The organism is Meiothermus sp., assembly GCF_025056915.1.
Classification (GTDB): Bacteria; Deinococcota; Deinococci; order Deinococcales; family Thermaceae; genus Meiothermus.
In genome coordinates, this window is the sequence record NZ_JANWVH010000008.1 from 1 (window position 1) to 13,139 (window position 13,139).

At 65.7% G+C, this 13,139-nt stretch carries 14 protein-coding genes; 5 read left to right on the top strand and 9 right to left on the bottom strand.

Features of this window, described 5'->3' with window-relative positions:
* From NZN28_RS02495 to NZN28_RS02505, 3 genes are all read left to right on the top strand, one after another.
* Positions 1-1,069 (top strand): hypothetical protein (locus NZN28_RS02495; protein WP_295395193.1); only part of this gene is annotated, 1,069 nt, incomplete at its 5' end.
* 102 nt (positions 1,070-1,171) lie between these two features.
* Positions 1,172-2,944, top strand: coding sequence for a hypothetical protein (locus NZN28_RS02500; protein WP_295395194.1), 1,773 nt, complete (start codon positions 1,172-1,174; stop codon positions 2,942-2,944).
* Positions 2,945-3,089: 145 nt separating this feature from the next.
* Positions 3,090-5,570, top strand: a complete 2,481-nt coding sequence (locus NZN28_RS02505) for a S8 family serine peptidase (protein WP_295395195.1) — start codon at positions 3,090-3,092, stop codon at positions 5,568-5,570.
* Positions 5,571-5,592: 22 nt separating this feature from the next.
* Here NZN28_RS02505 and NZN28_RS02510 read toward each other — a convergent pair whose 3' ends face one another.
* Positions 5,593-6,879: a CaiB/BaiF CoA-transferase family protein gene (locus NZN28_RS02510; protein ID WP_295395196.1), complete on the bottom strand. Its 1,287-nt coding sequence runs from the start codon at positions 6,877-6,879 to the stop codon at positions 5,593-5,595.
* Between the two features lie 39 nt (positions 6,880-6,918).
* On the opposite strand from NZN28_RS02510, the gene galE reads away from it, so the two are divergent.
* Positions 6,919-7,923: a UDP-glucose 4-epimerase GalE gene (galE, locus tag NZN28_RS02515; protein WP_295395197.1), complete on the top strand. Its 1,005-nt coding sequence runs from the start codon at positions 6,919-6,921 to the stop codon at positions 7,921-7,923.
* Between the two features lie 295 nt (positions 7,924-8,218).
* Here the strand turns inward: galE and rplT are convergent, their stop codons facing one another.
* The 3 genes from rplT to infC all read right to left on the bottom strand — a co-directional run bounded on the left by rplT (position 8,219) and on the right by infC (position 9,793).
* Positions 8,219-8,566: a 50S ribosomal protein L20 gene (gene rplT, locus NZN28_RS02520; protein WP_119339499.1), complete on the bottom strand. Its 348-nt coding sequence runs from the start codon at positions 8,564-8,566 to the stop codon at positions 8,219-8,221.
* A gap of 16 nt (positions 8,567-8,582) precedes the next feature.
* Positions 8,583-8,783 carry a 50S ribosomal protein L35 gene (gene rpmI / locus NZN28_RS02525; protein ID WP_295395198.1) on the bottom strand — a complete coding sequence of 67 codons (201 nt, stop codon included), beginning with the start codon at positions 8,781-8,783 and terminating at the stop codon, positions 8,583-8,585.
* Between the two features lie 470 nt (positions 8,784-9,253).
* Positions 9,254-9,793, bottom strand: coding sequence for a translation initiation factor IF-3 (gene infC, locus NZN28_RS02530; protein ID WP_295395199.1), 540 nt, complete (start codon positions 9,791-9,793; stop codon positions 9,254-9,256).
* Positions 9,794-10,025: 232 nt separating this feature from the next.
* Here infC and NZN28_RS02535 point away from each other — a divergent pair, with 232 nt between their 5' ends.
* Positions 10,026-10,793 (top strand): enoyl-CoA hydratase/isomerase family protein, encoded by a 768-nt coding sequence (locus NZN28_RS02535; RefSeq protein WP_295395200.1) that lies wholly within the window; start codon positions 10,026-10,028, stop codon positions 10,791-10,793.
* On the opposite strand, the gene NZN28_RS02540 is transcribed toward NZN28_RS02535, so the two are convergent.
* The 5 genes from NZN28_RS02540 to NZN28_RS02560 all read right to left on the bottom strand — a co-directional run bounded on the left by NZN28_RS02540 (position 10,790) and on the right by NZN28_RS02560 (position 13,116).
* Positions 10,790-11,188, bottom strand: a complete 399-nt coding sequence (locus tag NZN28_RS02540; protein WP_295395201.1) for a DUF2089 domain-containing protein — start codon at positions 11,186-11,188, stop codon at positions 10,790-10,792. The two genes, NZN28_RS02535 and NZN28_RS02540, sit on opposite strands and share 4 nt — an antisense overlap.
* Positions 11,189-11,212: 24 nt before the next feature.
* The gene (locus NZN28_RS02545; RefSeq protein ID WP_295395202.1) at positions 11,213-11,500 is read right to left on the bottom strand and encodes a hypothetical protein; all 288 of its coding nucleotides are present in this window, start codon (positions 11,498-11,500) and stop codon (positions 11,213-11,215) included.
* Positions 11,501-11,580: 80 nt separating this feature from the next.
* On the bottom strand, positions 11,581-12,024 hold the full coding sequence (locus NZN28_RS02550; RefSeq protein ID WP_295395203.1) for a hypothetical protein: 444 nt from the start codon (positions 12,022-12,024) through the stop codon (positions 11,581-11,583).
* Between the two features lie 104 nt (positions 12,025-12,128).
* Positions 12,129-12,872, bottom strand: coding sequence for a hypothetical protein (locus NZN28_RS02555; RefSeq protein ID WP_295395204.1), 744 nt, complete (start codon positions 12,870-12,872; stop codon positions 12,129-12,131).
* A 40-nt stretch (positions 12,873-12,912) separates the two neighbouring features.
* A complete protein-coding gene (locus NZN28_RS02560; protein WP_295395205.1) occupies positions 12,913-13,116 on the bottom strand; it encodes a hypothetical protein in 204 nt (67 codons plus the stop codon).
* Positions 13,117-13,139: the final 23 nt, after the last annotated feature.

The following is a 13,139-nucleotide window of genomic DNA, read 5'->3' on the forward strand; positions in this document are numbered from 1 at the left end:
CCCCCTGATCCGCAGCGCCTACAGCCCCAGTGTAAGCGGCAGCCCGGCCTGTCTGCAAAACGGGCAGAACGCCACCATCACGGTGAGCTACAGCCTCATCCCCACCAGCGCTAAGCTCTGGCTGGGCGAGGAACTAACCGACCAGACCCTGGGCTTTGCGCGGGAGAACCTAAACAGCAGCGCCACCCTGAACCCCAACCCCAGCGCGAGCACCCGCGGGGGTGAGGGGCTCACCTTCGACCGGGAGGGCAACCTCTGGCTCTTCGGGGGCACCACCGCAGACCCTCACCTCCTGCGCTATCCGGCCTCGAGCCTCACCGGCAGCAGCCCCACCCCCGACCGCAGGCTCGACATCCAGGGCCTCACCTGCATAGGCGGTTTGGACAGCCTGGCCTTCGACCCGGAGGGAAACCTCTGGGCCGGCTCCAAGTGCGCCAACCGGGTCTACCGCCTGAGCAAAGACCAGCTCGCGGGGGCCGGAAGCGGCCGCACCAGCCTGAGCGCCGGGGTCGTATTCCAGGTAGAAGCGCCCAACAGCCTGGCCTTCGACCGCGAAGGAAACCTCTGGCTGGGCCGGGGCGGCAGCTCGGACGGTACGGTGGTGCGCTTCGACCGCTCACGGCTGGGCGCCTCCTACAGCGGCCCGCCCGACCGCGAGCTTATCTCGAGCGACAGTTTGGGCCGGCTGGACGCCCGTCACCTGGCCTTCGACGCCGGGGGCCACCTCTGGGTGATGGCCTTCGGCGACAACGCGCTGTACCGTCTCACCCCAGGCGAGCAAAGCGGCACGGGGAGTACCAGCCTGACCCCTTCGGTACGGGTCTACCTGGGGGCGGGGCCTCTGCTCGAGGGCATGGCCTTCGACGAGGGCGGGGGGCTTTGGATTACTTACACCGCCGATAAGTTTGCCCGCCTGGCCCCTTCCCAGCTCAGCGGGGTAAACTCACCCGGAAGCCCGGTGATTCCGGAGCGGGTCTTTACCGTGGGCACCGGGGGAACCCAGTACCCCCTCTCCCCGGCCCTCTACCCGGCCCCGGCCGGCCTGCCGCTCTACCATAGGCTGCCCTAGCCCCCGGAAGCCCCCCACCCCGCCTGCGGGCGGGGTTTTTCGTTCATGGCTTGTTCAAGGAGGGGGCTCTACCCTGGGAGCACCCTGTGAGGAGGTGCAAGAATGAAGACCATTTCCAGACTGCTCATCTCCCTGGCCGCCGGGCTGCTGGCCGCCTGCAGCCAGCCCCAGCCCCCCGAGGAGGAACCCGCGGTGGTGGTGCCCGAGACCACCAAGGTGCTCGACCAGGGGAGCCGGGCCGCCCTGAGCGCGGTGGAACCCGACGGCACGCTGCGCTTTAGCCCGGGTAGCGGGATTGAGGACCGGCTCAAGCCGGGCGATGTGGTGGTGAGCGAGCCCGCCCAGGCCATCCCCGACGGCCTCTTGCGCAAGGTGCGGGCGGTGCGGGTGGAGGGCGGTGGGGTGCGGGTGGAGACCGAGCCGGCCAAGATTCAGGAGGCCATCCACCGGGGCAGCCTGCGCGTGCGGCGCGAGCTCAAGCCCGAAGACCTGCGCAGCTCGGTCTCGCTGCAGCGCGGGGTCTCGGTGCAGGGTTTTCGCCATACCCTGGACACCGACTTTGGCACCGGGGGGCGCATCCGGGCCACCGGCAGCCTGGAGATCAATCCGGTGCTGGACTTCGACCTGGACCTGCGCTGTGACGAGACGGTGCGGCTGCCGGTGGTGGGCCGGGTCTGCCGGGAGATACCCGACCTCATCGTGCTGGTGCGGGTGGGGGTGGAGGAAAACGCCCGGCTGCGCCTAACGGGCGACCTGGCCTACTCCTTCGAGCGGGAATGGCCCATCGCCACCCACCACTTCGCCCCCCTGACCTTCTCCATCGGGCCGGTGCCGGTGGTGCTCACCCCTAGGCTCACCCTCTTCCTGCGGGCCGACGGCGAGGTAACCGCGCGGTTTGCCTTCGAGGTACAGCAGTCGCTCACCCTGATTGCGGGCTTCGAGTACAACTCCGACCTGGGCTTCCGCGACCTGAGCGAGCGCCGGGCCAGCCTCAGCCTGCTGCCCCCCACCCTGGAGGGCCGGGTAGCGGCCCAGGCCGCCGCCGGGGTGCGCTTCCAGGTGATGCTGTATGGGGTGGTGGGGCCCTTTGGCGAGCTGCGGGGCGGCCCCAGCTTCGAGGCCAGCCTACAGGGCCTTGGCGGGGGGGTGCTGTGGAGGCTCGAGGCCTGCCTCACCCTCTCGGTGGGCATCACCTCGGTGGAGGTGCTCGACTTGCGCTACAGCCGCGACCTGGGACGGGCCTGCCTGCCCATCACCCGGCGCGACAACACCCCACCCAGCGTGAGCATCGCGAGCCCCACCCCCGGCAGCGAGATTTTCCGGGGCCAGGTGGTGGCCCTGCGAGGGCTGGTGAACGACCCCGACGCAGGGTTGGGCCAGAGCGTGAACTGCCGCTGGACCTCGAGCAACCCAGCCGACCCCAGCCCCACCGGCTGCGAGGCCAGCATCACCTTTGCCACCACCGGCAGCCGCACCCTCACCCTCACCGCCACCGACGCCGCCGGGGCCAGCCGGAGCGCCAGCGTGAGCGTTGCCGTGCGCGAGCCACCCACCATACTGGTTAGCATCAACAGCCCTAGAGACGGTGAGTTCATCCTGCCTTCGGATACCATAAACCTTTCGGGCTCGGCCAGCGGCGGCAGTAGCCCTTACACCTTCACCTGGCGGGTGGCCTTCCCTACCAACAACGCGGGCATTGGGGGCACGGTTTACACCATCGGCAACGGGGCCAGCCGGAGCTGGCGGCCCAGCGACACCATCCCAGGCCTGAGCTGCGCTACCGATGCCTATGCACGGCTTACCCTCGAGGCCCGCGATGCGGGGGGCCTGCTGGGTACACGCTCCATCGTGATTCGCATCTGGTCCCTCTGCTGAACAAAACCACCCAAGAACCCTGCCCCGCCGGGCAGGGTTTTTTGATGGGGCGCTCGCTCTGGGCAGGTGTTCATGGCCCGTTCAACCCCTCGCCCCTACCCTGGAGACGACTTCGGGAGAACCCGAAGACCCCAGGAGGAAAACCATGAAAAGCAACCCCGCCCGCTCGCTCCTCAAGGTCGCTTTGCTGGCCATCTCGCTGCTCCTGATGGCCGCCCAGTGTGGCGGTGGAACCAGCCCCAACCAGCTGCCCCCGTCCACCTTCCGCATCGTACCCTCGCTCAGCCCGCAGGTAGCCGCCATTCCCGACCCCGACGGCGGCGCCCCCCGACCGGTGGGGGCCCTGCGCGGCAAGAGCGGTCTTCAGAGCGAGTTTGTGCTGAACGAGCTGCTGGTTAGCAGCGACGACACCGCCAAGGTGGAGGCCCTGGCGGCCCGCTACGGGGGGCGAGTTCTGCGGACAATTGCCCTCGAGGGCGCCCCCAAGCTGCACCTGGTGCGGGTTAACGCCAGCCCTGCCGTCGAGGCCCAGCTGGCCCAGGACCTGCAAACCCTGGTGCCCGGCGCCCGCAGCGACCTCGAGTTCTCCAGCCAGGAGGGGCTCAACCTGCTGGCCACTGCCGCCCGCGAAGGGGTTAGCCAGAACCTCAAGGTCTCGCTCAACTTTGTGCTAAACCCCCAGGGCTTCGCCGAGGCCACCGCCCTCGAGGCCGGTATTAGCTCGGTGGCTGCCGCCGAACGTGATCTCTACAACTCCAACGCCTTTGGCTGGCCCTACATGAACCGAGGCAGCGCCCAGGACATCGGCGTAGGCGAGGCCTGGCGGCTGCTCCAGGCAGCCGGGCGGCTCTCCAGCCGGGTCAAGATCGCCATCATAGACGGTGGCTTTGAGCGCGACCACCCCGACTACCCCGCCCAGCGCAGCATTTACGGGGGCGCCAGTTGGGGGGCCGCCAACCCCCAAAACTGCGGTGGAGGGCCCTGCCCCTGGCATGGCACCTTGGTTGCCCAGGCCGCTATGGGCCAGCCCGACAACAACCAGGGCGCAGCCGGCCCAGCAGGCCCCATCGCCGAGTTGATGGCGGTTCAGGTGCCCGGCGACTTCTTCGAGTTCCTACGCTTCGTGGTCACCACCCTGGCCGGGGCCCTGGCCGAACGCCCACGCATTATCAACATGAGCGCAGCCGGAGCCATACCTGCGGTGCCCGGCGCTCTGCTCGACGCCACCGTAACCCCCCTTCTACTGACCATTGAAACCAGCCCTTTCCGCCCGATTTTCTTTGCCTCGGCGGGCAACAACGGGCGCAACGTGGACGCCGAAGACTGCTTCCTGGGCATCTGCTGGGAGGAAGACCTCTGGGTGCCCTGCGAGCTGCTGGGGATGATTTGCGTAGGTGGCATGGGCTGGGACAGCGCCGCCCGAGCGGCAAACTCGAACTTCGGCAGCAACTCCAATTTCTTTTCGGTAGACATCTACGGCCCCTACACGGTCTGGGCCGGCCCCGACCCCGAGCGGCGGGAGGTGCGCCGGGTGAACGGCACCAGCTTCGCCTCCCCCTTTGTGGCCGGGGTCGCCGCCCTAATCTGGGCGGCCAACCCGGCCCTGCTGCCTTTCCAGGTCGAGCAGATTCTCTACGAAACCGCTCACAACGGCGGCGTACACGGTTCAGGCGGACACCAGCGGCGGGTCAACGCCTTTGCTGCGGTCAGCCGGGCTTTGGGCAACGTGCCCCCCTTCGTGCGCATTGACAGCCCCAGGGAAGGGCAGGTTTTCTCCTGGCGGCTACCCGTACTCCTGAACGCGACCACCTACGACCCCGACACCCCCGGCACCCCCAGCCTGAGCTGGAGCAGCAACCTCGAGGGGAACTTGGGGAGCGGCAACGGAATCAGCGCATCTACCCTGCGACCCGGCAACCACCGCATCAGCGTTGCCGCCACCTCAGGCGGCCAGAACGCCAGCGCCGGTGTGAACATCAGCATTCGCAACGACCCACCCACCGTTCAAATCGTGGAACCTGTCAGCGGCAGCACGCTTTGCACCAACACCCCCATTGACTTCCGGGCCACCGTGAGCGACCCCAACAACTTTGGCGCGTACCCCTTCCCCAGCGGCAACGTCGTCTGGCGCATCGGCGGCACCAGTTTTGCAAGCGGCCTTTCCGCGAGCCGCGCCTTCAGCAGCCCCGGTAGCTATACCGTGAACGTCCAGGCCACCGACGACGCTCCGGCCCCGCACGCCCTCTCCAGCACCGATAGCCGCACCATCACCGTACAAAGCTGCGTCAACAACCCACCCAGTGCGAACATCACCCACCCGGCCAGCGACCTGAACGTGTACGCCGACCGCAACGATGCCAACGGGTGGTATTACGAGTTGACCCTGCGGGCCAGCGCATCCGACCCAGACGGCGACCCCCTGACCCTGCAGTGGTTCACCGACCGCGCCGATGTGCAACCCGGCCCCCCGGCCAGCGGCGAGCAGCTGCTGGGCAGCGGAAGTGAGACCACCGTCAGGCTGTATGGCGGCAGCTGCGGCGTGTCGCACAACATCACCCTGCGGGTTTCGGACAGGGTGAACACCATCGTGCGCACACGCCTGATCCGGGTGAATGTCCTTTGCTGAAGGCGCTGGGAGGGCCTTTTGCTCAGAAGGCGGTTCTGACCACCCCCGCCGCAACCAACGCCCGAATTTGCTCCGGCGTATAGCCCAGCACCTCGCTCAGCACAGCCCCGGTGTGTTCGCCCAGCAGCGGCGGATGCGCCGGGGCCTGGGCCGGGGTGCGGGATAGGTGGGCCAGCGGCGAGCCCAGCAGGGGAATCGAGCCCAGGGTGGGGTGTTCGACCTCCTGAAGCATCCCCCGGGCCCGGGCCTGCGGCTCGGTAAAGGCCTCGGCCAGGTTGTTCACCGGGGTCACCGGAACCCCGGCCAAGGTGAAGCGCTCGAGCCACTCCCGGCGGGGGCGGCTACGCAGGATGGCCTCGAGCTCAGGCAGCAGCTCGGCCCGCCAGCGAACCCGACCCGCATTGGTCTGGAAGCGTTCATCTGCCCAGAGCTCCGGGCGCTCGATGGCCTCGCAGACCCGACGGTACTGCTCATCGTTGCCCACGGTCAGCATAAACCAGCCATCTGAGGCCGCAAACGCGCCGTAGGGGACAATCTGGGGGTGGGCGTTGCCCAGCCGTTCGGGCAGCTGCTGGGTCAACAGATAGCTCTGCGCCAGGTTGACCATGGCCGCCAGCCCCACATCAAACAGTGCCAGGTCGAGGTGCTGCCCCAACCCGCTGCGGGCCCGCTCCTGAAGCGCCGCCAGGACGGCCACGGCCCCCATCATGCCGGTCATGAGGTCAATCCAGGCCACCGGAACCCGCATGGGCGCGCCTTCGGGCTCCCCCGTGACCGACATGATGCCGCAAAGCCCCTGTATGGCCACATCGTAGCCGGGCTCCGCGGCGCGGGGGCCGGTCTGGCCGTAGCCGGTGATCGACAGGTAGATGAGCCCTGGGTTCTTCTGAGAAAGGCTGGCATAGTCCAGGCCATAGCGGGCCAGGTCGCCCGTTTTATAGTTTTCCACCAGCACATCGGCCTGATGGGCCAGGTCTTGCACAAGTTGCTGGCCCAGGGGGTCTTTGAGGTTCACCACCACGCTCTTCTTGCCCCGGTTGCAGGAAAGGTAATATGCGCTCTCCCCCTCCGGGGCCACCTCCCATCCCGGCCCACCTTTTCCATCGGAGACCGAGCCCTTCTCTTCCGGAGGCTCGACCCCTGACCCCCGTCCCCTGATAAAGGGGGGGCCCCAGGTTCGGGTGTCGTCGCCCCTGGGGGGCTCAATTTTCCAGACTTCCGCGCCTAAGTCGGCCAGCATCTGCGTGCAGTAGGGGCCGGCCAGAATGCGGGAAAGGTCGAGCACTTTGAGACCATCCAGTGCACCCATGGTCAAAATACTAAGGCTTTTACGGGTAGAATCGGGCCCATGAAGGTTCTGATTACGGGCGGAGCAGGGTACATCGGCAGCACCGTTGCCCACGCGCTTCTCGACACCGGCCATGTGCCGGTGCTGCTGGACTCGCTGGTCACGGGGCCCAGGGCCTTTACCCAGGGCAAGATTTTTTATGAGGGCGATATCGCCGACCGAGCGCTCCTGGAGCGCATCTTCCGGGAACACCCCGAGATCCACAGCACCATCCACTGCGCCGCGCGGATTGTGGTCCCGGAGTCGGTGCAGGAGCCCTACCTCTACTACCACGAGAACGTCTGCAAAAGCCTGGAACTGTTCAAGAACCTGGCCGAGCTGGGCTACCCCAGGGTGGTGTTCAGCTCCTCGGCCTCCATCTACGACGCCGTGCCGGGGTTCAAGGTGACCGAAACCTCGCCCCTCAAGCCCAGCTCCCCCTACGCCCGCACCAAGTACATGATGGAGATGGTGCTGGAAGACCTGTGCAAAGCCACCCCACTTCGGGGCATTGCTCTGCGGTACTTCAACCCCATCGGGGCCGACCCCAAGCTGCGCTCGGGCATCCACGTGCGCGAACCCAGCCACGTGCTGGGCAAGATGGTGGACGTGGCCCTGGGCAAGTTGCCCGAGTTCACCCTCACCGGCGTGGACTGGCCCACCCGCGACGGTTCGGGCATCCGCGACTACATCCACGTCTGGGACCTGGCCATGGCCCATGTGAAGGCGGTGGAGCAGTTCGATGCGGTCATGCAAAAAACCAAAAGCGCCTATGTGGTGATTAACCTGGGCACCGGCCATGGGGTGACCGTGAAGGAACTGCTTGCGGCCTTCGAGCGGGTGTACGGCAAGCAGATTCCCAAGCGCGAAGCCCCGTCCCGCCCGGGTGATGTGGCCGGGGCCTACGCCAACGCCGACCGGGCCTTAGAGCTGCTGGGCTGGAAAGCCGAGCACTCCATTGACGAGGGCATCGCCAGCGCCCTGGCCTGGGGTCAGAAGCGCAGGGAAGTCCTGGGGTATGCCTAGAGCGCTCTTCACAGGGTATGGGAGCATGCCGCTGAACCGCCACACAGCACCAGCCCGGGCGCAGCGTCAGCGGTAGATCAACGGCAGTAGCAGCAGGGTGAAAGACACCGAACATCTTAACCGTGGGGTCGTCCGGGGCGCGAACCCGCCCCACTCGACCAGAGATTCCCCGTCGGCTCTGCTCGAGCCCAACGGTTCGCCTCGGTTCTGCTGGACAAGCCCAAGCAGTACCGCTTTCTCTAAAGGCAAAGCAAAACACGAGGGGGCCCAGCGGCCCCCTCGTGCGTTTCAGGCGTTAGGCCCTGGCTTTGCTCACCAGCTCGGCAAAGGCCTCGGGCTGGCGCACGGCAATATCGGCCAGAATCTTGCGGTCGAGTTCGATCCCGGCCTTTTTCAGGCCGTGCATGAACACGCTGTAGCTCAGGCCATGCTGACGCGCCGCGGCGTTGATGCGCACAATCCACAGGCGGCGCATGTCGCCTTTGCGCTTGCGGCGGTCGTTGAAGGAACGCATGGCGCCGCTGAACAGGGTTTCGCGGGCTTTGCGAACGCTCTTGGAGCGCAGGGCATAAAAACCCTTGGCGCGTTTGAGGATGGCTTTGTGTTTACGACGACGGACTACACCGGTTTTGGCGCGCGGCATCTGTTCTCACCTCTCCTTATACGTCGTAGGGCATGAGCCGGTGAACACGGCGCTCTTCGCCTTTGGAGAAGGTGAAGTCGCGCCCCTTCTGACGGCGGCTGCTGCCCGACTTGTGCCAGTTGAGGTGGCGCTTCCCCGGCTTCTTGCCAACTACCTTGCCAGTGGCCGTGATTTTGACACGGTTTTTGGCGCCCTTGTGGGTCTTCATCTTGGCCATGATGTGCTCCTGTTTTTGCGGCCTGAGTGCCTCTGGCGAGGACTTATAAACTCGGCAGCCTTGTGAGTATAGCATCTCCTCGCGCCCTTTGCCAGCGAGGGGCCCCTTTCGAGCAGCGAAGGCACTTCACATACGGGGGTGAGGAAGCAGGGCGTGGAGACCCACGACCCCCCCGCTCACCTTGTTGAAAGCTGCTTGTGCGCCTGAAGGGGGTATGAGCGGCTGCCAAACCGCCCCATGCAAAAAAGCCCGACCCCACAGGCCGGGCTATCTTGAGTGATGCAGCAAACGAACCCTATCGCACTCGTCAGAGATGTGGCCGCCTGCGAAAACGAGCATGCGTATGGGCCCAGACACTTGCGACGCACCCAGGCCCGCAGGTGCTTGGGTTTTGAGTTTCCAGGCGGCCCCAGTTCTGTCCAGGACAAAGCCTTCTCAAACCCACATGGCTTAGGCGGGTGAAGAGCGCTCTAAGCCGGATTGCTCGACGAAGCAGCGGGGGTTACCGGAGCCGAGGGCTTGGAGCCAGGGGCCATGACCATGTTCATGTCGCGGCCCAGCATCTCCGGGCGCATCTCCACGAATCCGATGCCTTCCAGGTCTTTAGCAATTCGTTCCAGAAGCCGGTAGCCCAGTTCCTGGTGGGCCATCTCACGCCCGCGGAACATAATGGTCACCTTGACCTTGTGGCCCTCCTCGAGGAAGCGCCGAATGTGCCCGAGTTTGGTGTTGTAGTCGTGGGCCTCGATTTTGGGCCGCAGCTTCATGCTCTTGAGTTCGGTGCGCTTGGCTTTCTTGCGGGCCTCTTTCTCGGCTTGCTGCTGCTCGTAACGCCACTTGCCATAGTCGAGCAGGCGGGCCACCGGTGGAACCGCGTTGGGCGAAACCAAAACCAGGTCGTATTCACGTTCCCTGGCCAGTCGCAGGGCATCGCGGGTGTCCACCACCCCCACCTGCGTCCCATTCTCGTCAATCAGGCGTACCTGGCGCACCCGGATACGTTCGTTCACTGGAACATCTTTCGTTATAACTTCACCTCCGCAAGCAACAAACCCTGTTGAGCTTAATCACCTACGCCCTCGAGTGTACACAAAAAGCGGGCCGACGGGCAACGTGGAGGCTTACTGGGTCGGTTTTTGAGTCCACCACCCCTGCTCCAAACCCATTGAGAACCCGGGAAGCGGCTGACATCCGGGGGTCTGGCTTTTCATTCCTTCCCCCCTCAAGCCTTAGCATAGGAGCATGAGCGTACTCGCTAGTGAGGTGGAGGGTATCCGGCTGCTCACCCTGAACGACCCCCAAAGGCGCAACCCCCTCTCCCCCGGCCTGGTGCGCGGCTTGCTGGAAGCCCTCGAGGCCGCCGAGCAAGACCCAGCCACCCGGGCCGTGGTGCTGACCGGCGCCGGCCCGGCCTTCAGTGCGGGGGCCGACCTGGACTTCCTCCAAAGCGTCACCAGCGCCGGCGCCGAGGCCAACTACGCCCACTCCCGCGAGCTGATGCGCCTGTTTCACCGCATCTACACCTTCCCCAAACCCACCCTGGCCGCCATCAACGGCCCCGCGGTGGCGGGTGGGGCCGGGCTGGCCACGGCCTGCGACCTGGCCGTGATGAGCGAGGACGCCAGAATCGGCTACACCGAGGTCAAGATTGGCTTCGTGGCGGCGCTGGTGGGGGTGATTCTGGTGCGCAACGTGGGGGAGAAACACGCCAAGGAGCTGCTGCTGACGGGCCGGCTGGTCTCGGCTCCGGAAGCCTACCGGATGGGGCTGGTGAACCGCGTGGTGCCCGCCGAGCAACTGCTGGACGAAACCCTGGCCCTAGCCCGGGAGGTGTGCGCCAATGCCCCCACCTCGCTTTCGCTAACCAAAGAGCTGCTCCATGCCCTGCCCGGCATGGGCCTCGAGGACGGCTTCCGGCTGGCCTCCATCGCCAACGCCTGGGTACGCGAGACCGGCGACCTGGCCGAGGGCATCGCCGCCTTTTTCGAGAAGCGACCCCCCCGTTTTTAGCGTTTCCTGAGCGCCCTCAGCCGTTCGGCAGCTTCGGCAGCGCCAATCTGGCCTTTTTCCAGCGCGGCCAGGATGGCCTCTTTCTCTTCGGGCGATGGGCCGGTCTCGGGAAGCTCCTGGTACTCGTAGCCCAGCACCCGGAGCAACCCCTCGAAGCGGGCCCGCACGGTGGGGTAGGACACCCCCAGAATCCGCTCCACTTCCTTCAGGTTGCCCCGCACCTTGATGTACAAGCGCAGGAATTCCAGCGGCTCGGGGGGCAGCAGGGCAAACTCGTTGGGCTGGAACTCGCCTTTAATCTCGGTGCGACAATCCGGACACACCAGACCGGTCACGTGCAGCCGCCCGTTGCAACCCTGAACCGGGCACTCGGTGGGCATGGGAAAGACCTTCATAGGGACTCCAACTCGAGCCATATTTCACCACAGCCCGATCTTGACATACAGCGGCTTGAGGGCTTTGGGCTTTGTCTCGACCTCCACCAGGGCCAAGGGCGGTATCTTCCGCAGTTCCCAGGTCTGGCCGCGCAGGGCCTCGAGGGTGTGCAGGGCAAAGGCCAGCTGGGGGTCGGGGCCCTGGGCTCTCCGGATCGCCCATATGCCCATCATCAGGAAAAACTCGAGCATCACCAGGGGCGCGAACAAAAAGAGGGGCACCGGGATTTCTGGCAAGCGCACCCACACGTACACAAACCGGGGCCGAAGCAAGCTCAGCTTCGAGAACCCATCCGCTCTGGGGAACGCTTTCGACACTGCGAGCATTTTATTCTCTCCAGGGGGCCCACCCCTCAGACCACCTCAATCAAGACCCGCATGGGGCCCGACATCCTGGTTTCGCCCTCGCTCACCTTGGCCACGTCGCTGATTTCCACATCCACCAGCCGGCCCTCGGGCAGCTCGCCCTTGAGCATGTCCAGGATGCCCGCAATGTCAATGCCCTGAGCGCTCAACTGCTGCTTGGCCTCGGGGGGGATGAAGTTGGAGGCGAAGCGGGCCAGGGCCGCAGGCACATTGACCTTGACCTTGACATCCTCCCCGTCCACCACGATGCGGATCATCTTGGCGAGGCCTTTAGGGGGGGGTGGGGTGGTGGCCACTGCGTAGGCGTAGCCTGCGCTGGGGGCCGCCGTCTGGGGTCGCCCAGAGTCCATGGCTTCCAATAGGCGAATGGCCTCCTCGGCGGTAATTTTGCCTTCCTTGACCATGTCCATGATGCGCTTTTTGTCTTCCATAGTCTCCCCTTCCAGAGTAAAAAACGTTGGAAAAACCAGCCGTCGGGTGTCGGGTTGGTTCACAACTCGAGGCCGAACCCGCTTTGGGCTTATGGGGTCGGGGCCTACCTCGCCTTTACCTCCAGGTTGCCCATGCGCACCGAGACCTCGAGGCTGGCCCGGCCCTCCCCCAGCCGCCGGGCGGCTCCGTTCGCCGTGCGGTCAAATCCGCGTATCTCCTGGTTGCCCAGGCTCACGCTGGGGCTGAGGCATACGCTGCTGCCGGGTAGCATTTCCAGCTCGACGTTGCCCATCGAGGCCCGCAGGCGGTGCTGACCCTCGCGCAGCAAAAGGGAGCCGTCAATGTTGCCCGCCGTGACCTCGAGGTCGAGCCCTTCCACGGCCTGAAGCTCCACATTGCCCGCCGCCACCCGGCCCTTGAGGAATGCAACGCCCTCGGCTTCCACCTGAGCCGCTTTGCCGTCTATCTCCAGCCCCCAGCCGGGCGGGAGGCGCAATTCCAGCGAACCAACCCGGCCCAGCAAGCCAAAAAAGCCCTCCCCCGCCGTCTCGGGCCACACTTCGAGGTCGGCCCCCACCGAACGCACTTCCGCCGGCCCTTCAACCACCGGCATCTGGAGGCTCTCGTCGAGCCGGGCCTCGAGCTGGCCTGCCGTAAGTTTGACCCGCACCCAGCGCAACCCTTCGGGCTGCCAGCTGGCCGGGGCGGCGTACTGCTCGCCCAGGGTGGCCTGGGCCTGTTGGGTTGCGGTGTCGCCTTCCTCGAGGGCCGCCAGCAGTATGTCGGCTTCCTGCTGGGTGATTTTGCCCGCTTGCAATAAGGCCTGGATTCGTTCAGTTTCAGACATAAGAACCTCCACTGGGAGCTTCAGACTCACTTCTGGTTACTCAAGCCCCGCGCAAGCGCCGGTTGGCTCGGTTCACGCCGGGGGCAGGCTCTAAAGCCTCGGCCCAGGCCCGAAGCTGCTGGGCAACACGACGGCGGAAAGCCTGCTTGGGCCGTTGCCGCTCCCGCTCGGCTTCCTGGCGGTAGGCGTCGATTTTGGCTGTGATGATGGCGGCCAATTCGTCTTGATTGAAATTTCCGAACATGGCTTCCCCCCTGGTCATCACTA